Annotated in this window: 14 protein-coding genes; 4 read left to right on the forward strand and 10 right to left on the reverse strand. The window is 38.9% G+C overall.

Features of this window, described 5'->3' with window-relative positions:
* From K0B81_08670 to K0B81_08715, 10 genes are all read right to left on the reverse strand, one after another.
* A partial coding sequence (locus tag K0B81_08670) for a carboxypeptidase regulatory-like domain-containing protein (GenBank protein MBW6516667.1) occupies positions 1 to 7,360 on the reverse strand: 7,360 nt, incomplete at its 3' end.
* An 822-nt stretch (positions 7,361 to 8,182) separates the two neighbouring features.
* On the reverse strand, positions 8,183 to 8,758 hold the full coding sequence (locus tag K0B81_08675; protein ID MBW6516668.1) for a histidine phosphatase family protein: 576 nt from the start codon (positions 8,756 to 8,758) through the stop codon (positions 8,183 to 8,185).
* Positions 8,759 to 8,768: 10 nt separating this feature from the next.
* Positions 8,769 to 9,587, reverse strand: coding sequence for a PTS sugar transporter subunit IIA (locus K0B81_08680; GenBank protein ID MBW6516669.1), 819 nt, complete (start codon positions 9,585 to 9,587; stop codon positions 8,769 to 8,771).
* A gap of 14 nt (positions 9,588 to 9,601) precedes the next feature.
* Entirely contained in the window at positions 9,602 to 10,783 is a 1,182-nt protein-coding gene (locus K0B81_08685; protein ID MBW6516670.1) for a cation:proton antiporter, read from the reverse strand.
* A gap of 22 nt (positions 10,784 to 10,805) precedes the next feature.
* Positions 10,806 to 11,633, reverse strand: a complete 828-nt coding sequence (locus K0B81_08690) for a PTS sugar transporter subunit IIA (protein ID MBW6516671.1) — start codon at positions 11,631 to 11,633, stop codon at positions 10,806 to 10,808.
* 93 nt (positions 11,634 to 11,726) lie between these two features.
* A complete protein-coding gene (mltG, locus tag K0B81_08695; protein ID MBW6516672.1) occupies positions 11,727 to 12,722 on the reverse strand; it encodes an endolytic transglycosylase MltG in 996 nt (331 codons plus the stop codon).
* Positions 12,719 to 13,141 carry a Holliday junction resolvase RuvX gene (gene ruvX / locus K0B81_08700; GenBank protein MBW6516673.1) on the reverse strand — a complete coding sequence of 141 codons (423 nt, stop codon included), beginning with the start codon at positions 13,139 to 13,141 and terminating at the stop codon, positions 12,719 to 12,721. The genes mltG and ruvX overlap by 4 nt, the downstream gene beginning before the upstream one ends.
* A 78-nt stretch (positions 13,142 to 13,219) precedes the next feature.
* Positions 13,220 to 13,402, reverse strand: coding sequence for a hypothetical protein (locus K0B81_08705; GenBank protein MBW6516674.1), 183 nt, complete (start codon positions 13,400 to 13,402; stop codon positions 13,220 to 13,222).
* Positions 13,403 to 13,805: 403 nt separating this feature from the next.
* On the reverse strand, positions 13,806 to 14,381 hold the full coding sequence (locus tag K0B81_08710; protein MBW6516675.1) for a hypothetical protein: 576 nt from the start codon (positions 14,379 to 14,381) through the stop codon (positions 13,806 to 13,808).
* Entirely contained in the window at positions 14,356 to 14,676 is a 321-nt protein-coding gene (locus K0B81_08715; GenBank protein ID MBW6516676.1) for a hypothetical protein, read from the reverse strand. The genes K0B81_08710 and K0B81_08715 overlap by 26 nt, the downstream gene beginning before the upstream one ends.
* Before the next feature lie 429 nt (positions 14,677 to 15,105).
* On the opposite strand from K0B81_08715, the gene K0B81_08720 reads away from it, so the two are divergent.
* From K0B81_08720 to K0B81_08735, 4 genes are all read left to right on the forward strand, one after another.
* Positions 15,106 to 15,498, forward strand: coding sequence for a secondary thiamine-phosphate synthase enzyme YjbQ (locus tag K0B81_08720; GenBank protein ID MBW6516677.1), 393 nt, complete (start codon positions 15,106 to 15,108; stop codon positions 15,496 to 15,498).
* Positions 15,495 to 16,718: a DUF401 family protein gene (locus tag K0B81_08725; GenBank protein ID MBW6516678.1), complete on the forward strand. Its 1,224-nt coding sequence runs from the start codon at positions 15,495 to 15,497 to the stop codon at positions 16,716 to 16,718. The genes K0B81_08720 and K0B81_08725 overlap by 4 nt, the downstream gene beginning before the upstream one ends.
* Before the next feature lie 50 nt (positions 16,719 to 16,768).
* Entirely contained in the window at positions 16,769 to 17,860 is a 1,092-nt protein-coding gene (serC, locus tag K0B81_08730; protein MBW6516679.1) for a phosphoserine transaminase, read from the forward strand.
* Between the two features lie 112 nt (positions 17,861 to 17,972).
* On the forward strand, positions 17,973 to 22,994 hold a 5,022-nt coding region (locus tag K0B81_08735), incomplete at its 3' end, for a hypothetical protein (GenBank protein MBW6516680.1).

Genomic DNA, 22,994 nt, shown 5'->3' on the forward strand with positions numbered 1-22,994 from the left:
GTACTACAATGGAAGGTGTGAAGTCACCGGTATAGATCTCAAGGTTAGCTGCTCTGGCACCTAAGACCTGAGGTGTGAAGGTAACTACTACTTCCTGTGTGGCATGATCGACTATATCGAATGGGAACTCGGGTGCTGTGTAATCGAAATCTAGAAAATCACCGGCTACATTGATACCGGTAACCGTAACTGTTCCGACACCACCTGCATTGCTAAGGACAAAGGTCTTGTTAGCCGGATTCATCAACTCCACATCACCATAATCCCACGATAGTGGATCAACAGCTAACTCAGGAACACCTACATATAGATTAACAGGGATGACAATCTGATCACCCTGAGCATTATGAGTGATAATTATATCAGCAGTATAATCTCCAGGTGTTAAGTCAGCAGCATCGAAAGTAACTTCGATTATATTGCTGTTTAACGGGATTATGAATCCTGCTGAGGGTTCAAAGCTCAGCCAGTCAGCTAATGAGGATATACTGTAACTCAGATTAGCTCCACCAAGGTTATTGATTATCAGGTCTTCGGTTTCAGCCATGCCCTGCACTGCCGAGACATTGAAAACCTGTGGTTCATATGTTATATAAGGATCAGGTGTATAGACGATCATCTCTACAGGAACAACCACATCGTCAACCGGAGCATTATGAGCAATGTTGATATCTGCATAATAAGTTCCAAACATCAGGTCGGTCGGATCGAGAGTAACATCATGAATGATGCTCTGTCCGGCTGGAACTGTTCCGATTATCGGATCAACACTCAGCCATTCCGTAATATCATCAGCAAGCTCAATAACCCAGATCACATCATTCTGAGTCATTCCGAGCAGTGTCCATTTCCCATAAACTAATTGATTGCTGATATCCATACCGCCGGAAATTGTATCAAAGCCAAAGACACCCAATGGGACCAAGTTAAAGGTCTGAACGACTGAACCGTCTGCCAGGTCAACTTGTAACAAGGTATTTCTGTTGTTAGAACCTTCAGCACCAGGTTGAGTATAAGCCCAGAGATATGGTCCACCTTCGGTTACACCATCCCAGGCTAAACCGGACATACTGGCGGCTGTCGTTGTTACAGTTTGAACAACTGTGCCTGCTCGATTAACCAATCTGAGCGGAGAACCCCATCCGGTAGTTACCCAGAACCCATCATTTACTGGATCATAGGCGATACCGCGAATAGTGGTGGCACCGGTTGTAATCGATCCAATATATTCTTCATTTGCCAGGTCAAGGATATAGATAACGTTAGAATTGGGTGAACCATAGAAATACTGACCGTCATAGGTCATATCTCTAATAGCACCGGGATAATCGATAATAGTAAACATTCCGATATAATTACCATCCAGGGTGTATTTGTAGATGTCGGCACTATTCCACATTGCCGAGTATATAAAGTTACCGTCAGTAGCTACTGAATAACCAGCACCGGCCCCGGTCGGGAAAGAATACAACAGATCAAACAGTTCTCTGCTATATGTTTGATAATCAACAGCTGTATATATAGTCTGAGGTGCTTGTTCGGTTAATTCCGGATTATAACGCGCACGATGTTCTTCAGTCATTTGAATTGACTGGAACATTTGTTGACTTCGCGATTCGGGGAATTGATAAGTAATGGATATTTCATAATCAAGATCTCCTGCCCCATCATTGGTAATCGTCAACGGTACCGTTAAGGGAGTTGTATAAAGAACATTCTCGGAGATCTCAAGTGGATTTACTGCGATCTGAATATTGCCGAGATCAAAGTCAATTCCTGTCGTAGCCATTCCTTCTACCACTACAACGTCAATCCAGGTCTCGGTCTGATATCCGTAGAGAGACGCCGTTACATCATAAGTTCCTTGTTCTATAGTAATTGCATAAGTCCCATCAATCTCGGGATTGACGCTTATACCGTTAGCTGTTACCACGACATCGGTGACATTACCCGTTCCTCCAGTTAACTCAACCGTTCCTTCAATAGAACCGGGGATAATCCTTTCGAGGACATTAGAAAAGATCGGGTTAGATAGCACGTTATTTGTATAAACAGCTTTTACAGCGTATTGATATAATCCACTCGGCTGATCTGCCCAGTTTAGATCTGTATAAGTTGTATCTGCTTCTACTGTTGCCAGTTCAACCCACAAATCTTCGTTACCAATATTTTCCTGGATCAGTCGGTAAACAATGTAAGCGTCTTCAAAAGCTCTTGATCCTATCCTATTGAAGTGATCCAGGAGATCCGAACCACTGGTCGGGTTGGAACCTGCCGGACCGATATAGACATCATCTATATACCAACCGGCATAGGCAACAACTGTTGTGGCATAGTGTTCAAAGCGTATAGTAACTTCTGACATACCGTCATAAGCCGACAGGTCGATAACAATTTCTTGCCAGGAGGGCACATTGTAATCAGGTCCCCAAACAATGGTTCCATTAACACTTACCTGACCATAGTCCCAGTTCCCAAACGAATTATTCCAGCTCCAGAATCTCAACTCAGCATCATTAAACGCTGAAAAATCAAAGGTCTGAGTCAGATAGCTGAAACCACCGGAATTGGTATGATTGGAATAAATTACAGTACCCCATAATCCTGTTCCTGAATGAGCAGTTGTTGGTGGGAAGGTTGAAGTGGGACTTTCTACGGCGACGAAGTTAGTGACATCATAAGTATTGGTCCATTCCCAGTCACCATCGGTAGTACCCCATGTAGCTGTTGGAATCCAATCACCATCATCCATTTCAAAGTCGAAGAACAAATAATTTATACCGCTGGGTGAAGTCCATTCCAAGTCAACGTAGGTCATATCAACACTTTCAGTTGCTACAAGTTGATGAGGTGGATATGCCATTTCATTGACGATGATAATACCTAAATCAAGATCTTCAGTTCCAACGATTACTAGCTCATTATAAGAAGAATATTCTGGAGCTGTAATACTCAAATTATAAGTTTGATTGGTAAAGACACCCGGTATTGTAAAGTACCCATCCAGGTCAGTATCTGTATAATAGTTCTCATATCCGGTCAGACTTACCGGAACATCTGCCAAACCAATCGTCGGGGCATCGCTGCCAACTACCTGTCCTGACACTGTAACATTGGTTAGCAGTAATAGGTAGAAATTGAGAGCTGTATTCTGATCCTCAACTATGATAACGTCCTCAATCGTCGCGTCAAGGTAACCGAAGAGAGAGGCAGTAACATTATAGGTTCCATTATATACATACGGGATGTTGAAATAACCGTCAACATTGGTAGTAGCAGCATATATAGTTCCTACCACCTGGACAGTAACACCACTTAGTGGTAAATCATCTGCCTGATCATAGACGTATCCGTCAAGAGACCCAAAACCGCCGAGATAATACTCGTAAGCTCCTATGGTCGGGGTAATTGGATGTCGCGGCATACCATAGATATCGAAAGGAACTGCTACAAGTGGTAGTGCGGCACCGATAAGATCAGAGCCCTCTTGCAGATCAAGATCAAAGGGACCAACATATAACGGATCAACTGCCAGAGAATTTTGATCGTTTCCGGCAGGTACATTGACAGCCTGCAGAGCAGCAAGATCAGCAATTGCAGAACCATAGTAGATAAAGTTGGTACTGGTTCCACTATAATAATTATTATAGTCATGAGCTGCTATACTTGCAGTAGATGCGTGATAAACAGCATAACCGGCTCCAGTTCCTGAGAAAACGAAAGAGTTGTTTAAGATATATAATGATGTAGCAGTTGCCAGAGTATTAATCGCTCTCCCGGTTGTCGAATCATTATTGATGCTATTATTATATATTCCTATATTCGCACTGCTAGCCAGATAAATACCACTCGCTGCAGTAGCGGTATTTCTGAAACCGCCTCCGATCATATTATTGGTAATCAGAGATGGTTCGGTAGTTGAACTCGACCCGGTAACATAGATACCGTACTGACCAGGATTCAATATTTTGTTACCATTGAATTCCAGTGGTCCGGTAGCATTCAGATTGTAAATACCCGCACCAAAGGCAGTTGTTGTCCCCTCGGAACGGATATCTATGTGATTATAATTGATCACCGGCTGATATAGGTAATTAACATACATACCATAGTAATATGAATCCAATATCGTGTTGCCAATTACTTTGGCATCATAAATCGGTGTAGCAGAAGCTCCTATCAGAGTAATGCCATAATATCCACCCACAATGGTATTGTTTTCGATCAGAATTCCATTAACATTGTCACCTGCTGTGGTTGCCCCGGTTGGGCTCCCTGAAACTATAATACCGGCATAGAAAGTTGAGGTTGCTGTTGCTATAGTTTCCAGATGGCAGTTTGTGATTTCAATATCCTCAGAAGAGTTAGTGACATGAAAAACCCATCCATGAGTTGCAGTAGCCCCAACCTCAAATTTGATATTATTAAATCTCACATGATTTGCTCCATCAAGTTTGACAACATGACGATTATTGGTATCTAATGAAGCAAAAGTAAGAACAACATCCTCCGGATCAGTTCCAATACCATTGAAAGTAACTGTATTAACTGCAGAAGCACCTGGAATAGTAGAAATCACTATCTGTTCAGGATACACACCAGGAGCTACATTGAAAATCACAGGTCCATTAACACCAACAAGATTCAACAATAGTGTTGCTTCCGTAAAACTAAGAAAATCACCGCTGCCGTCCCAGTTGATGCTATAAGTCCCGTCTAAAGCTCCGGCTACGACTACAACCTCGAAGAGACCGGTCAAGTCATTGGCAGGATTCTGATCACCGGCAAGGACTACCTGTCCGTAGACATTCAGAATTTCCTCTACTGTTGGTGTCCAATCCAGATTGACGTCAATCTGAGCATCAGTTTCCAGAGTTTCTGTAACCAGCACAGAAGCCAATTCTATTTCTCCCTCTTTCATCAATTTGACAGTGTAATTGTTCTGATCATTCAATCCCATATTTTGCACTGTTATGGTAAATGTTGCTATCTCATCAATGTAAAGAAGATTGGGACCAGTTATATTTATAGCTGCCAGATCGTTTGCCATAACCTCAAATTCATCGGCTCCGATACAGGGGTATTCCTCATCACGCATATCCCCGTCTATATCGTCTAATATCCCGAGAATCGGTGTGCCTCCTTGCCAGAGTTGAAGACCTTCAGCATGTAAGTCAGTCGCACCTAAATAGCCCGGATTACCGACACGGGAGTGCAGATCATTCCCTTCGGGAACGTTGACTGCCTGCAGGGCAGCTAAGTCGGCAATAGCAGTTCCATAATATACAAATAGAGTGCTGCCACCAACAAAATAATTGTTGTAATTGTGTTCTAACAAACTGGCAGTACCGGCATAATAAGCAGCTCGACCATTCCCTGGGCCTGTGTAGGCAAAAGAGTTGTTAAGTACGCGGAAGTTGGTCAAACCTGTTGTTGCATAAACAGCCGCCCCGGTTCCCGAATCAACGTTAATGCTATTATAATACAGATTGATATAAGAAGTAGCAGTTCCGAAATAGACACCGTGAGCAGAGGTTCCCGTATTTCTGAAGCCACCACCGATCATGTTGTTATAGACCATGCCGGGGGTTTCGTCTGATCCGTAGATATATAAGCCATAAATACCATATTGTCCGGGATTAGTTATAACATTGTATGAGAAATCAAAACCATCGTAGATGTAATAAAGATATAAACCGTAACCTGAAGTAGTAGTTGTTCCAATAGAGCGAATATTTATGATATTATTCTTCATTACCGGAGCAGTAGCATAGTAGGCATAAATCCCACCATAATATCCTTCAATTAACTCGTTATTGAGAATTTGCATACCAGTAATCCTATCTGTAGCTCCAACACCACGATATGAAAGATTATAATAACCAGCAACAATGGTATTATTCTCGATCAAGATATCACTTACATTTGAGGCACCGGTTAAATAGCTTGTTGTGCTACCTGAAACTACTAATCCCATATAGAAAGAGGATGATGAAGTAGCATTGGTAGCCAGATAGCAGTTAGTAATCTGGATATCCTGAGAATTACTCATAATATGAACCGGCCATCCATAGGTTCCTGTATCTAATGCCTGAATTGTCAGATTATTGAAACGAATATGGCTTGCTCCATCAATCCTGACAATATGACGATCAGCACTAACGGAAGTTTCAAATTGAATGATTGCATCTTGACGACTATCAAGTCCGTTAAAGGTTATGGTATTAATCTCTGAAGCACCAGTGATATCAGTTAGTAAAATCTGTTCTTGATATATTCCCGGTGCTACGTTGAAGATAACAGGACCGTCAATTCCGGTATTTGAGATATAGAATAGTGCATCGGTAAATGTTTCAAAATCTCCTGTTCCATCCCAATTGATTTCAAAAGTTCCACTAACAGCTGCGCCAACAACCAATACATCTAAATTAGCTGTCTCATCGTTGGTCGGATCTTCATCTCCGGTCAGGACAACTTTACCATAAACATAAGTTGCTTCCTCAACGGTTGGGGTCCAGTCTAATTCTACCTCTGTTGATTCGAAGAAAGCCAGACTCTCAGTTACAATGACTGATGCCAGTTCGATACCACCCTCTTTCATCAACTTGACTGTATAGTTGTTCTGAATGTTAGCTCCGGCATTGCGAACAGTTACTGTATAGGTTGTCAGAGTATTGACATTGACTACATCAGGACCATCGATACTGATTGCTGCCAAATCGTCATCAAAATTAGGAACTAAAGCCTGCAGAACAAACTGGATATTGGCTCTGTTGACCGATAAGGTTCCAGTAGTGCTCTGATCAGCCGGTAAAGTGTCACTTTGATAGCGAAGTGCTGTGTTGGTCCCGGTTGTCGCCGTATAATATACTGAGGCATTTTGAGTAAAAGAACCCGGAATCAAATCGAAGACTACATCGACCAGGATATTGGAAACCCCATCCCAATTAAAGGGAGTGGAAAAAGTATGGTGGTTCCATCCATCAACTGGTAAAAAATTAGCATGCTGCCAAACCTGCATATAATCCCCGACTTCAAAGGTAGTTGTCAGCACTGTCTGGTCAGTATGTTTCATTCTGACCCGAAAATTGGGCATTTCTGAACAGTTATTAACAGCAAAAACATTAAAGGCCAGAGCATTGATATTGCCCGGTCCTGCCCCTAAAGCTAAAAGTTCATCAGCATAAAACAGATACTGCTGACGAGCATTTTTGTAATAAGTTCCATAGGGAGTTGGTGTGCCTGAAGTCGTATTATAAGTTAAATCTTCACCAACTGTTATAGTAATATCACCCCAAAGAGTGGCAAACATCCCCAACATTAGTGTCAGGAATAGGATTAAAAATAAATTGCGTTTCATTGTTCTCTCCTTGAATTAAATCAAATTATCAAGTTAGGTTTACAGATTACATAACATCCCTCGTTTAGAGGATGTCGTGAGTTTTGCGATAGGATAATTGACACCAAATTTCTGAGAAAAACGTTTTTGTAACTGAAAAAAACAAAAATTGTTGTAGTCGTGTTTACTACGTTTAAATAGTGACTTCCCATAGCTACCTGCCGAGAATTTTTACAGCAAAAAAACCAGCATTTAATAGTAAAAGGTAGATTCTTATGTTTTCCACCGAAATAAAAAACCTGCTTTTGAAATAATACTTTCAAAGAACATTTTTTACTTCAATCACCACATAACTCTGTTTACACACATCAATTCTACAAAAATGCATACAACATTAACTATCACATATAAAGTACTACTCATAAATATGTCAAGTAATTATTTCATTATCTTCCTAAGGTTAGATAATTCTTAGATGAAAAACCTTTAATTCTTGAGTCTAACCTGATCTACACCTTTCATTATTTACAGAATAATTCACAATGAACGATGATGCCGGAGTTTGTTATTTTAGTGTTTTTCTTTCTAAGTTTACGAGAGCATTGAGATAAATAATCATTATTGGTTTTATCTTATATAGACATGGCAAATATCTGATTCGTTTATTTATAAGTCGTTCTTCTGAGCAACCCTTAGGGGATCCTATAGTCGGCACCCGACCGACTATAGGCCTTCCTTAAGGTAGAGGGGGTGTAAACTGAGCTGAAAAGGAACGTTAATAATGGTTAGAACTACGGTATCTTAGTGGATAAAATAGGATTAACTAAAAGAAACAATAAGGATCTAGCTTTTACCCCGCTTTTCTATAATACAGACACCGGCGGGGTTGAAATCGGTCTTGATCACTTTCCAATTGGGGTTTAAGAAGGCATAGACGATCAGAGTAAAAATTCTTGCTTGATGGCTGATGATCAGGATGTCATTTTTCACTCTTTTGACCATTTTAATGATCTGCCGTGCCTGGATGTAATAACGGACAATTTTCAGGGTAAAGATAGATTTAAGCAGGCAGAGAAAGATCCAGTATTTTAGTTTGATTTTTATAGTATTAGGCAATAAGGGGGGGGTTATATAAATCTCCTCCAGTTGAGGAACCGATTTAGAATGAGTAAAATCGTGGGGATCATGGAGAAATGCTTTTGCAGTCTGTTGTGTTCTTTTCATTGGACTGTAAAAGATGAATGAATACATATTTTGCAGAGCTTTGACCTGTTTGGCTATCTCTTCTTTTCCGAGAGGAGTTAGAGTGGATTTCTTCCAACTTTCTAAAATATTGACAAACTGTGAGTAAGTTAGCTTCTTATTATAATCCTCTAAGAGATGCGATGCAGTTCCGTGTCTAATAATATACACTCTCATAGGTTGTTGCTCAACTAAATTCGTCTATATTTCCAATAATAATACTGGAGTGAAAAACCTGCATAAAACCGACACCTGCCTGCGAAAAATCCAATTCATGTTCTTTGAGAATAGAGGTGAGATGTTGCGGAGTCTTTTTATCGGTAATGTTTGCCATAACGACTACCGACTCCAAGCTTTTTTTCTTACTTTGAATGCTTAAGCCGGCAAAGACCGGAATATGATAAGCAATGCGACGTGACATCGAAGATGATGTTATTACCTCTGCATTGTGAATTCCGACATCTAACATAGAGGTCAAGAGATCGGGCAGTTTGTGTTTTTTAAAGAGGGTAATTACTAAGAGCAAATTATCATGAGTCTCTTCTTGATCAATATCTTGATCATACTCCCTGATAGTGCTCAATACTTCATCAATATTGTTGGCATTGATCAATTTTTCACTGAAAGTGGGATTCTTTAGTAAACGGGCAGATTTGGCGAGAAGTCGCAGATATTCTTTATTATGCTGATTATCACAACCGAAAAGAAAGGCAATATTTACTGGATCATAGGTTGGATGTTCATAGTTGATCCCTTTTTTACTGACCACAATGAGTAAAAAGAGACGACCAACACTTTTACATCCGGCATGAGGGATGGCAATATGAGGGAAAATGGCTGTATTAGCTGCTTGCTCGCGAGCTACGAGTGCTCTGTAAAAACGATGTCGATTCTCAATGTAACCTTTGTTGTGTAAGTGATCAGTCATTACTTTAAAGAGAGCTTCTTTATTATCGATTTGGGGATTGAGGAGAACCAGATCATGATTTGTATATTTTTCCAGCATCTTTACTAATCCTTTTAAAAGGTCTCTTTCCGGAATTTCTTATAACTGAATTTGATCAAGAAAGGTGCAACCAATGATGAAATGATAACCATCAAAACGGTCGCTGAGAGGACATCGACAGAGATCAGATCACGGCGTAATCCCATCGAAGCAATAATCAGAGCGACTTCACCGCGAGGGATCATACCAAAACCGATACGGGTAGCACGGGTAACATCAAAACTAGCTATTCTGGCACCGGCAGCACTACCGAGGAACTTGCTGACCAATGCTAAAATAACAAATAGGACTAAATACAGAGGTTTGATCGATAACTCACCTAAATGAAGAGTTAGTCCGATACCGATAAAGAAAAAATCTATGAAGAATGATTTTCCGACCTGAGATATACCGCTATTTATCAAATTACGGTACTCGGTCTGCCCAATAAAGAGACCAGCAAGATAGGCACCCGTGATAGCAGCTAAACCGGACATTTCGGCAAACCAAGAATAGATAAAGATTATAGCTACACTCAGGGAGAGGATTGAACCATCCAAATTCAATTTTTTTGAGTTCAGGAATATAGCGGGTAGTAGATAAAGCCCGACCGCGAATGCAATGATAAAATAAAAGACAATTTTAATGATAGCTAAGAAGAGTTCGCTTTGATAGAGGGCTGTTGTCGAGGTCTTTTCGATGGAAAGACCAAAAATGAATGAAACCAATAAAATGCCCAGGATATCGTCTATAATAGCACTGTTAACTATAGTACGTCCTTCAATGCTCTTTAATTTATCAATATCCATCAAGGTGATAACTGAGATGCTGATACTAGTTGCAGTAAAAATAGCTCCAATAAAGAGACTGCTAACCAAGCTATAGTTGAAGAGCATCGATAAGATGAAACCTGTACTAAACGGAAATATTACTCCACCAAGAGCAGGGGAGATCGCTTTTTTTGATTCCTCTTTTAGCTTATGGAGGTTAGTTTGAATACCTGCTTCAAAGATCAAAAAGAGGATTCCGATCTGTGCTATCCATTCAATAATCCCATTCTTTTGTACATAATTCAGCAAACTGGGACCGAGAACTATGCCGAGCAGGATAAGTGATATGACAGGGGGAAACTTGATTTTTATAGAAACAGCCCGTAGGATGTTTGCCATGAAGAGAATCAAGGCAATTTGCAGTACAAGGTTCATCACATGATTCATAATGTTTCAGACCGTCACATATTTATAATTCGATTTCTTCATCGGGATTACCAATGAGCAGAGAGGTCTCTATAATCTGGATAAAACCGACCCCTTGCTTGTTAAAATCGAGATTGTTTTCTTTCAGAAGCTCAGCTAAGCGATGAGCTGTCTTCTGATCATTAATCAAGCAGATGATAACTTTTGATTCTTTATGTTTCTTTGTCTCATCAAAATACATACCGGAAAAAACAGGAATATCTAAGGAAATCTTACTGCTCAGGGATGTTGATTCCATCAGAGAGGCATTAGTAATGCCTAATTCCACCATCGAAGTCAATAGATCGTCTAAGCGATGAGTTTCATGTAAAGTAATTATCATTGTATAGTAAACTTTGCTTTCTTCAGCTTCGTCTTCAGGTTTATCATATTCGTCAAGGAGTTGTATAACTTGTGATGGTTCTTTACATTGCAGAAGATTATCGCGAAACTCTTCTATTTTCAATAAACGGGCAGATTTAGCGAGGAGTTGTAAATATTCTTTATTGAATTTATCGGAGGTGCCGAAAAAGAAGATTATCTTTGCTTTACCCATATCAGGGTTGCCGAAATCGAGACCATCCTTAATCAAAACAATACTCATAAAGAGTTTTTCGACTGAATCTGAACGGGAGTGGGGCAGAGCTATACCAGGCATGAGTTCGGTATTAGAAACATCTTCTCGATCTTGGAGTGCCTGTAAGAACGCTTTTTTATTGAGAATATAATCCATATTGTAAAGGTGATTGACCATCTTCTCAAAAAGTTCTTCTTTGTTCTGAACCTGTGGCTCGATAATCACTAAATCTTTGTTTATATAGTGTGAGAGCATATTAACTCCATTCTTTATTACACTTTTGTTATCTTAAACCGGTTTTTCATAATTTGTGTATCTATCCCCTAACCAAAAAGTCACTACTATTTATTATGTACCTTCTCTTGGCCGATTTCGCAAAGCTCGTTGTTTATTTAAATGTTCTGTATATGTCTTGGAAAAAATATGTCGACCGCGTTTACCGGCAAAGAAATAAAGAAATTCCGAATCTGCTGGATCTAATACAGCTTGCATTGATAATACAGAAGGATTGCATATCGGAGTTGGAGGTAATCCTGCTCTGCGATATGTGTTATAAGGAGAATCTATCTGCAGATCTACATAATAGATAGTAGTTCGTTGAATACCATTTTTGGATAGGGCATAGGCAACAGTAGGATCAGCTTGTAGTCGTTTTCCAATGCTGAGTCGATTTAGGAAAACACTTGCTATAAGAGGTTTTTCGTCATGAAATCGGGCTTCTTTCTCGATAATAGAAGCTAATATGATCAGTTCATAGAAACTATAGTTGAATTCATCAGGTAATCTTAAGGTAGCGGTTTTGTTAAAAAACTCATTGACCATCCGTCTTAGAACATATTCTTCGCTTACCCCGTCACCAAAATGATAGGTCTCCGGATAAAGAAATCCCTCTAATGATTGTACAGAAAAGCCGGTTAACATTTCTGCAAATTCGGGATCATAAGAGAGTTCAATGTAGTTTTCAGCCTTTCCAAATCCGGATGCTTCTAATCTTCTGGCGGTTTCTCTGATATTTAGCCCTTCGGGAATGGTGACCTGCTCCAGAATGATTCTACCGTCTATTAACTTTCTGGCTACTGAGGCAGTTGATAATCTGCCGGAGAAAAGATAATTGCCATAACTCAGATCTTTTTCTACACCTCTTAATCGGATATAAGCAATAAAAAGCCATTTACTGCGGATCACACCATGATTGACCAGTTTATCCGCTATGATTGCAGCCGGTTCTCCGATTTTGATCTCAACCACTACTTCCTTGATAGTAGTGGGGAATACCAGGAGGTACAATTCATAACCGATTACTATTAAGATTACTATAGCCAATACAACTGCGAATATTCTCATTTTCCTTTATCTTCACTATGCAAATAATTTTGCAAAATAATAGCAGCAGCAATTTGGTCAATATTTTCCTTACTCTCCTTAACGGTTTTCTTCTTTTTATTAAGGATATCTCTCGCTTCTGAAGAGCTGTATCTTTCATCAAAGGTTTCAATGGGCAGTGTAAGGTTGTTCTTCAAATGTCTGATGAACCGGAGAACCTCTTCTGTCTGTTTACTTGATGTACCGTCCAAATAATAGGGTACTCCAACTACTATCTTAATAACTCCCTCTTTTTGAATGATTTCAGTTAATTTCAGGATAATCTCTTCTCTATTGGTATTTATAATAGTTGAGTAAGGCGATGCAAACATCTGTAATTCATCACTAAGAGCAACACCGATCCTTTTCTGGCCATAATCAATTCCCATAATTTTTGACATTTTCTGCTCTTTTGATATATGTTTGAAGTAGGTGATTGAATTAGTAGTTATAAAAAAACAAATCAGAGCTATTAAAGATCATATGTTGGATTCGTCTCGCCAGATGATGATGCGCCATTCTTCACCTTCGGGACGTAAATAAAATCTGGCATAACCATCTGCTGTTATATTGGAAGTGCCAAAAATGGTTATCGAGAGAGTAAAATAAGTCGGGATGATTACCCAATCTTCTCTCCCTTCCTGATTATCTGTTAACCACACATCTTCCTGTGGAATCTGTAGATTTAAATATATGTGATCCGGTGAAGGGTAAGCTCCGTCAGAAGAACCTTCCTGAAAGAGATTACGATGATATTCGACCTCTTTGTCGTAATCCCACCAGCTGTCTTTAATCCCGTCTCCGTCCATATCAATGCCGATTTCATCTACTTCCATGGAGAGTAGCTCAAAACGAAATGAAGTAGAAAGACAACTCTTGAAAAGATCCAGATCTTGCTGATTATAAGATATCTCAAGATTTTTAAGGACATTACGCGGGGTTGTATTTGAGTACAATTGATGATCACCGGGAGTTTTGACAATATTAGGGTTAAACGGGTTAGTACAACCGTTTATTGATATGAACAGCATAATTAATATGCCGGCTATGATAAAGAAAGGGAGTTTATTGAGGAATGAATTCATATTTTAATCTTCCCCAAGTTACCTGATTCTCTTTGCGAAAATCTTCCCAGCGGTTAATTCGCCAAAAACCATCTGTATCTCGCTGCATGTATAGTGTCATGCTACCTATAAAGTTTGTTGTACCGGATGACCTAGTTAAAACAAGATGATAATCGCGGTAGATTACAGCAGTATCAGACTGGATTATGTCATCCTTATCTTCTATGAGCGCTAATTCTAACTCAATCTTTTTATCTATTAAACTCCGCATCTCTACTTCCATTTGTTTGTTCCAAGAGATCGGGAGATTGAAATCCTGTATATCCTGTGTATCAAAGAAAAACTCAAAATCATCACTCAAAATCGTACTGTAGCGGTTGATATTCTCATTATAATCATAGGCATAGATCAAATTATCCAACGTTTGAAAAGCAGTTATTGGAAAATGATTCCAATATACTTTACCTACTGGATCTTCTGCCTCTCTCGTTTCAAATATTCCGCAAGATGCTATCAATAACAAAAGAATGAGTAATGATGGTAATATTTCTCTAATCTTCATCAGGAATTTCGTCATCTTCTCCTTTTTCCTTTAATGTAGCTATTTCAGCTTCCAAACCACTGATGGTTTTTTCTATTTCATGGATCTTTTTGACTTTCTCAGTCAGAAACTCGTTGTCTTTGAAATCTTTATTATGTTCTAAAATATAACCACCAATCTCAGTTTTGATGTCCTTAATCTCACTTTTCATCGAGCCGATCTTCAATTTCAAGCGTGATAATTTGGACAATTCTTCAACCTTGTCAAAGGCCTTCGACATGGCGCTGTTAATCTCACGGCGAATATTTTCCATAAACGCTTTTGTATCCATAAAAACCTCCAGTTTTTTTTCAATTTTCTCCTAATGGATATAATCTATAGTTCTTATGAAATGTCAAGAACTTTTGGAATATGGTATTTAAGATTCTCTACACAACCAAGAACTTTATGTTAATCCATTAAACTGAGTTAAAATATTATGGCATTTCTTGTAGGGGCGATTCACGAAGCGCCCTATAATTCATTTTTATAATGCCTTTAGTAACAATTTTGGATATTTACTTGCTAATTCATTTTATCTATGAGAGCGATTCGTGAATCGCCCCTACAAAGATGATTTTTGTTTGTTAAGAACTCAATGTTTAGGTTAGTTTATGCTAACTTGGGAACTGAATTCATCAATCCAACAAAAATATTGACAACACATAACTCCTCTTCTTTGTAGGAACTTGTTTATTACTTAGTTATATAGAGGTTTTTGATGATAAAAGAAAAGATTAGTGTTAGAACTTCTCATAAAAGTGAGTTTATTGACATTACCACCAAGGTAAGAGATTTTGTTACAAAACATAATATAAATGAAGGTTTGTTGACAGTATATGTTCCCCATACTACTGCCGGAGTAATGATAAATGAGAGCGCAGATCCTGATGTAGTAAATGATGTAGGTATGTGGTTGGAAAGAACAGTTCCTGAAAATCTTAATTATCAGCATTTAGAAGGTAATTCGCCTGCTCATATAAAGAGCGTGCTTATTGGTAGTTCTGTCAGAATCGGTGTTTCTGACGGCAAGTTAATCTTGGGGACATGGCAGGGAATTTTCTTTTGTGAATTTGATGGTCCCCGTACCCGTGAGGTAATTTTGTTATTATGACCCAACTTACAATTAGTATAGTACTCGCTTTTGCACTGATGATGATACTATCACGTTGGCGGCTTTGGATGGGCGTATTAGCTGCAGGTATTGTTTTTGGTTTGATAAACTATGATATTTATGTATTTCTGCAGTTGACTATTGAGACATTTTCTACTCCGGCGAATTGGTTCTTAGTTATTGGGGTCGGTCTTATTCCGGTTCTCGGTGCAATTATGAGAGAATCTGTCCATTTAGCAGAGATCCTTAATCGCTTGAAGAAGAAGAAGAGGCTCTATTTAATGATGACACCCCTTCTCTTCGGGTTGCTTCCTATACCCGGTGGAGCTCTGTTATCTGGTCCGTTATTAAAAGATTTTGATAAGAATATCTCTAATGAACATACGACGGTAATTAATCTTTGGTTTCGACATCTACTGATCATTGTGTATCCGTTAAGCCCTTCACTGATCATAGCAGCTCAACTTGCCGGTCTTACTATAGTTCAAGCAGTCTTAGCGATGATCCCTGTTATGTTGGTTATGTTTGTGACAGGATACTTTTTCCTGTTAAGAAAGATACAGGATAATAGTGTAGATCTCCCCATTACCGATAAAAAGCTCGGCAAAAGGAAAACTATTCAAACATTATTGATCTTTCTTGCGGCTCCGATATTGCATATCATATTGAGTACTACGGTCTTGAAAGAATATGAAAGATTATCCTTTCTCTTGGCTATGTTAGGTAGTGTTATAATAGCTATGATTAGTAACCGGATAAGGATCAGAGAATTACTACCGATAATTAAAAAGAGCAAATTTGAACAGTTCTCTTTGCTCTTCCTGTTTCTCCTGCTCTTTCTCGCTATGTTGAAGGGTTATGAAAACCTTAATATACTCTTTCAGGGGTTTTCACCCCCCATATATGTAGTTGGGATAATGGCATTTTTGTTAACATTTATTAGCGGTAGAATTGAGATCGCACTATCAATAGTGTATCCCTTCATTTTTTCGGTTTATGAATTGACCTCTTTTAACTCGGTACTATTTGCTTTTGTCTATTTTTCACTCTTTACCGGTTATCTCATTTCTCCTCTGCATCCCTGTATGGCTTTTAGCGTTGAGTATTTCCAAACGAGTTATAAAAAAGTCCTCAGAATTCTTTTGCCGCTGTTATTGATACCCTTTCTAACCGTCAGTATCATCTTCTGGCTCTCTAATGTGTTAAATAACTTGCCGTAAAGATCGGCAAAAATATTCTGGAACAAAAATTATGGAGGTACAGAGTTATGTTGGAAAACAGAGTTTATAATTTTAGTGCCGGTCCGGCTGTATTACCTGAAGAGGTTCTCTTAGAGGTTAAAGAAGATCTTCTCAATTACAAAGGTAAAGGGATGTCGGTGATGGAAATGAGTCACCGCTCCAAAGATTATCAGGCAATTTTCGATGAAACTGTTGCCGAAGTCAAAAGAGTTTTAGGTATTGGAGATGATTTTAAGGTCCTCTTCTTAGGTGGAGGAGCCACTACTCAATTCTTAATGACAGCCATGAATTTCTGCCCGGATGATAAGGAAGCCAATTATATTCTCACCGGTAGCTGGGCTATGAATGCCTACAAAGAAGCAAAGAAAATAGGGAAAAAAGCACATGCAGCTGCATCTTCGGAAGATAAAAACTTTTCCTATATTCCCAAAGATCTCAATCTGTCAGAAAATCCAGCATTTTTGCATATTACGACCAATAACACTATTTTCGGGACACAGTTTAAAAAATGCCCCGATCTTCCTGCAAATGTTCCGCTTTTTGCTGATATGTCTTCGGATATAATGAGTAAACCGTTCGATGTTAATAAGTATGGCTTGATCTATGCCGGTGCTCAAAAGAACATTGGTCCTGCCGGTGTAACTCTGGTACTGATCAGAAATGATCTGGTGGAAAAGATCCAACCCAATCTTCCTACTATGCTCAGCTATAAAACTCATATCGATAAAGATTCGATGCATAATACACCTCCGACCTTCCCGATCTATATTGTCGGTTTAGTAATGAAATGGATCGAGAATAAAGGTGGACTGACTGCTATTGAAAAGATCAACGAAGAAAAGGCGTCATACATCTATGACACTATTGACAATTCTAACGGCTATTACAAAGGTACAGTAGAAAAAGATTCCCGTTCTCTGATGAATGTTACTTTTAGATTACCAAGCGAAGAGTTAGAAGCTAAGTTCATTTCAGAAGCAGCTGCTAATAAGATGAGTGGACTTAAAGGTCATAGAAGTGTTGGGGGTTGTAGAGCTTCGATCTATAATGCTCTGCCAATGGAAGCAACTATCAAACTGGCTGAATTTATGAAAGAATTCCAGAGTAATAACTCTGTGTGATAAATAGTATGCTAAGGGGGTGTTTTTTTCACCCCCTTTTTTTGTATTTTGGAACATAAATTGCTTTTTATTTTGACTATAATAATGTAAAGAAAAAACAGAGGTAGGATCAATGAATTACGTTAATCAGTTTAGTTTTAGATTTAATGTCGTGTTGTTAATATTGGTTATGATAGTAATGTCTATCAGCTTCACACATGCACTTTCAACATCCTTTCAGGTAGTATCAACCGGTGATAACTATACTGAACTGGAATTTAATCTACAAGATTACGAGTATATCCTCAATAAAGTCGACGGTGTAGAATATCAGCGTATCTATCATCCGGAAGCAGGATATATATTTGAAGAGGGTTTACCAGAAATCCCCTTCTTTACAGTTATGCTTGCTATACCGGAAAGAGGTATTGCATCTATAGAAGAACTGAAAGTTACAGCAACTGAGATAAGGGAGAATATCCTCTTTTTCCCGTCTCAGGGTCCAGATATGGTGATTTCCGATGAGCTGGGCTTTTTATATGACAACGAATTTTACAAACAGGATGTTTCCTATCCTGCAAAATTGATGGATATAGGAACACCGGCAATCTTAAGAGATTACAGAACTGTATCCTTAGTTGTCTATCCCTTTTCTTACAATCCGCTCCGTAGAGAACTGACAGTTCACCAAAACATCAGGTTAAGAGTAAACTATGACAGAACTTTTCCCGGAGAGAATGAGATAGATAGACCTTCCCGTAGATTATCCCGCAGCTTTGAAAATATCTATCAGGGTGCATTGCTTAACTATTGGCAATTCCGCAATCCCGATCTGGAATATCAGGCACGCAGCATTCTTGTTATCCATCATCACAGTACATTGATAACACCTGTAGTAAACGAATTTGTTAACTGGAAACGCGATAAAGGTTTTGAGATATTTGCGAAAGATACCGCGGATTTAAGTAATAACACTGCTATAAAAAACTACATTCAGAATGCTTATAATACTTGGGAAAATCCACCCGAGTATATAGTTTTGATAGGTGGAGGTAGTGGTAGTTTTACTATTCCTACAACCAGTGGATACGGGGCAACAACAGATCACATTTATGGGTTATTGGAAGGTAATGATGATATTCCCGACACTTTTGTGGGCAGATTCCCCTTTGGCAATTTAGATCAATTAATGGTTATCTGGGAGAAGATAGAGAACTATGAGAGATATCCCTATCTTGACAACATCAATTGGTATCAGCATTCATTACTGGTAGGTGATGGAACAACATCTTCAGGTGAATCTCCCAGAATTACTATCAGATATGTTAAAGAGATCATGCAAAGATATAATCCAAGCTTTCAGTTTACTGAGCATTATAATGGTAGCGCTACAACAGTTATCAATAATGCTTTTAATCAAGGGATTGCTTTCTTTCCCTTTAGGGGATATATAGGTATGGCTGGTTGGTCACCTAATGCATCATCTCTTAGTAATGGCTTGATGTTGCCTAACTGTTTCTTTATGACCTGCTCAACTTTGTATTTCGATAATTCTAGTAAAGCAGAAGCAATAGTTAACATGGGTATTGTTGGTGAACCTAAAGGGGCTGTAGCTACGGTCGGGATGAATACTGCATCAACCAAAACAGCTTTCAATAATGCCTATACCGGTGCCTTTTTCTATGGGATATTCAATGAAGGTATTCGAACTATGGGCGAAACTTTGGTAAGAGGTAAGATCTTCTTACATCAAACGTGGGATATAATGCATTCTTCTGAAGTCCCTTACCATACCCACAAAGCTAGCTTGATGGGCGATCCTTCTATGGATATCTGGGTAGAAAATCCCAAACAACTTAATGTTGCCTATAATCAATTACTTCCATTAGGAACCAATTACTTAGATTTAACAGTAACTGATGAATTTTCCCAACCGGTAGAAAATGCCTGGGTAACACTCAGACAGGTCGTGGGGAATGATGAAACACTTTTTGTGACTGGGTATACAGATGAAAATGGTAATATCACCCATTTCTTCAGTTCTGATACTAATGGAACTGTAAAAGTAACTGTTACAAAACCGGATTATATACCACATCACGGCACATTTTCTTTTGATGGTGGCCCATCTGTTTCACTACATAGTCTCTTTGTAAATGGAGTTCCCAATGCAGGCAATCAAGTAGGTTTTGTATTAAATTTGAAGAACTATTTAGGAAGGCAAGCATATAGTCTAAATGCTACTTTATCATCTGAAAGTGAGTATGTAAATATCATTCAAAACTATTCGACTTATCCAAATATAGTTGCTGGAGGAACTGGTCAAAGCATAAATGAATACATAATAGAGATCGCTCCGGATACACCTTCCGGTCATACTGTTCTTATGGATCTTAATGTTAATGAAAGCTTGGTTAATAATTGGACTAGTCGTTTCCCCTTAACAGTCAATAATGGTAATCTTGTTCCCACTAATATTACCTTTACCGGTGATTTGCCCTTAGAGCCGGGTCAGACATCAGAGATGTTCGTAACTCTTCACAATAATGGCAATATCGGGCTTACTGATTTATATGGTACAATTAGTGGCGGTGGTGATGGTTTATCAATAATTGACCCAACTGCATATTTTGGCAATATCACTTCAGGCGGTACAATCACTAATAGTAGTAATAATTTTGTTTTATCTGCTTCAGGTGTTATCGTACCCGGTACGATCTTTTATCTTGATTTGCTACTCTATAACTCTGCAGGATTTGAACAGACGGTACAACTTACTTTAACGATTGGAACAGTCACTGTTGATGATCCATTAGGACCTGATGCTTACGGTTACCGTTGTTACGATAGTGGCGATGTTGATCATTTTCTAGCACCGGAATATGACTGGATCGAGATCGTTCCAACTCTCGGTGGTAATGGCACTAATACAGGATTGCAATCAGATCATGTTAATCTTCATCAGGTAATAAGCATGGATCTTCCTTTTACTTTCAGGTTTTATGGAATAGATTATGATATAATCAGTATATGTGCCAACGGTTGGGCAAGTTTCGGAGTGACAGAACAAAGTACTTTCAGAAATTACAGATTACCCGGACCAATGGGACCGGCTGCTATGATAGCTGCTTTCTGGGATAATCTTTCTACCAGTGCTGGAGGGGTTTATACATATTACAATCAGAATGAATCAATTTTTATCATTCAATGGCAAAATATGCTGAACAGAGTAGGTAACGCAGAAGAAACATTTCAGATCATTCTTTATGATCCCGCAGTTTATATGACATCTACTGGAGATGGAAACATAAAGATCCAATACAAAGTATTCAATAATGTTAATAATCAAGCTTCTCCTGAATGGGGTAATTACTCCACTGTAGGTATTGCTGATCACACAGAGTCGGTTGGTATGACCTATACTTTTGCTAACGTATATCCCACCGCAGCGAGACCAATAACAAATGAGTCAGCAATATTCTTTACAACTGATTCGATAAATCCTGATTACGCGTATGTTATCATTGAGAATATCAGCTACTCCGGAGGTGTTTCTAATTTACCACAATTTGGAGAAACTCTTTCTATGTCGATGACTCTGAATAACATTGGAGGCACGACTGCCGGTGAAGTAACAGCCACCCTATCAACTAATGATCAATATGTTAATATTATAGATAATACAGAATATTTTGGTGTAATAGGTGTAGAGGAATTGGTCTCAGTAGATAATGCCTTTAGCATTTCTATTGCTGATAATGTTCCTGATCAACATCAAGCACACATGACACTTACAATGCAAAGTGATCTGGATCTAAGTTGGCAGCAGAGTTTCACTATTTTAATTCAAGCACCAAATTTACAGACCGAGGATCTCTTGATCTACGACTTTATTCCCCATGGAAATAATGATGGGATCATTGATCCGGGTGAGATGATAACTGTATCTGTTCCGGTAAGAAACATTGGTGCAGCTAATTCTCCTGAAGTCAGTATGAGTTTTGTTTCTAATCATCCGCAGGTTAGTATTCTTGATATTAGTTATGATAATGCTTCTCAGTTACTATCCGGTCAAACGATATATCCCACCCTATTATTAGATATTGGAGCAGGAATAGAGATTGGTACTTTTTTCACGATAGGTTATACTATCGAATATGGAAACTACATAAACAATGGAAATATCAATCTCAATGTCGGAGGTTCTTTTACAGTTCAGATGGGCTCAGGTACTGCAACAAACGGAACTACTACTGCTAATCCAATAAATATCTGGTATCGAAGCCAGAGAGGGCAGACAGTATATCCTGCTGCTGAACTCAATGCTGCAGGTATGATAGCTGGAGGACTATTAACAGAATTTGGTTTTTATGTTACTTCACCTCCTGCTTATGCTCTACCTAATTTTATCATCAGGATGAAACATACTACGGCAACAGATGCCAGCAGTCATGATTATGGACCTTATGAAACAGTACTGTTAATCCCAAGCTATATGCCTGTTGCCGGTGGTTGGGATATGCTGACTCTCGATACACCTTTTCAATGGAATGGGGTGGATAATATTCTGGTGGATACTGCTTTTGCACAAGTTCCAAACTACAATGCTTCAGGTCAGCAGAGGATCTACACAGTCTCTAACGGTTATCGTTATGTCTGGAACGACAATTCAGATCAAACTAATGCAGTAACAACAACATCCACTTCCAATAAACCGCAAGCCCAGATGGTCTTCTTTGGTGTGTCAGCAGGTGATGTTGAAACGAGACCTCTTAACCTGACTTCGGATTTTATTGATGACGCTGTTTATCTGGAATGGGATCCTCCTGCAGCTGCCTATGCAGCTTTATCTGATCATGATAACACTGATTTCTTACAACGAGAGGCGGATAGAAGCAGGAATCGTTCCTCCGGAATTTTGAGAAATGAAGGTGACAGGACACTGCAAGGGTATAATGTCTATCGTAATGGAATTAAGATCAATCAGCAACTGGTTATAAATACTAATTATTATGACTTCAATTTAGAAACTTTGGAAGAGTATTATTATTATGTTACAGCTATCTATGATTCTGAAGAGTCGATCCCGTCCAATATTGTTTATGTTGAATTAGAGAACCGTGTTGCTACACCGAACTTTGACCCTATCGGTGGG

The organism is Candidatus Cloacimonadota bacterium (assembly GCA_019429305.1).
In the GTDB taxonomy this organism is placed as follows: Bacteria; Cloacimonadota; Cloacimonadia; order Cloacimonadales; family JAJBBL01; genus JAHYIR01.

Coding starts and splice junctions, on each gene's coding strand:
- K0B81_08675 (MBW6516668.1), bottom strand. CDS start 8,758: ATGAGAGTGTATATTATTAGACACGGAACTGCATCGCATCTCTTAGAG.
- K0B81_08720 (MBW6516677.1), top strand. CDS start 15,106: ATGATAAAAGAAAAGATTAGTGTTAGAACTTCTCATAAAAGTGAGTTT.
- ruvX (MBW6516673.1), bottom strand. CDS start 13,141: ATGTCAAAAATTATGGGAATTGATTATGGCCAGAAAAGGATCGGTGTT.
- K0B81_08715 (MBW6516676.1), bottom strand. CDS start 14,676: ATGGATACAAAAGCGTTTATGGAAAATATTCGCCGTGAGATTAACAGC.
- K0B81_08680 (MBW6516669.1), bottom strand. CDS start 9,587: ATGCTGGAAAAATATACAAATCATGATCTGGTTCTCCTCAATCCCCAA.
- K0B81_08725 (MBW6516678.1), top strand. CDS start 15,495: ATGACCCAACTTACAATTAGTATAGTACTCGCTTTTGCACTGATGATG.
- K0B81_08690 (MBW6516671.1), bottom strand. CDS start 11,633: ATGCTCTCACACTATATAAACAAAGATTTAGTGATTATCGAGCCACAG.
- mltG (MBW6516672.1), bottom strand. CDS start 12,722: ATGAGAATATTCGCAGTTGTATTGGCTATAGTAATCTTAATAGTAATC.
- K0B81_08710 (MBW6516675.1), bottom strand. CDS start 14,381: ATGACGAAATTCCTGATGAAGATTAGAGAAATATTACCATCATTACTC.
- K0B81_08685 (MBW6516670.1), bottom strand. CDS start 10,783: ATGAATCATGTGATGAACCTTGTACTGCAAATTGCCTTGATTCTCTTC.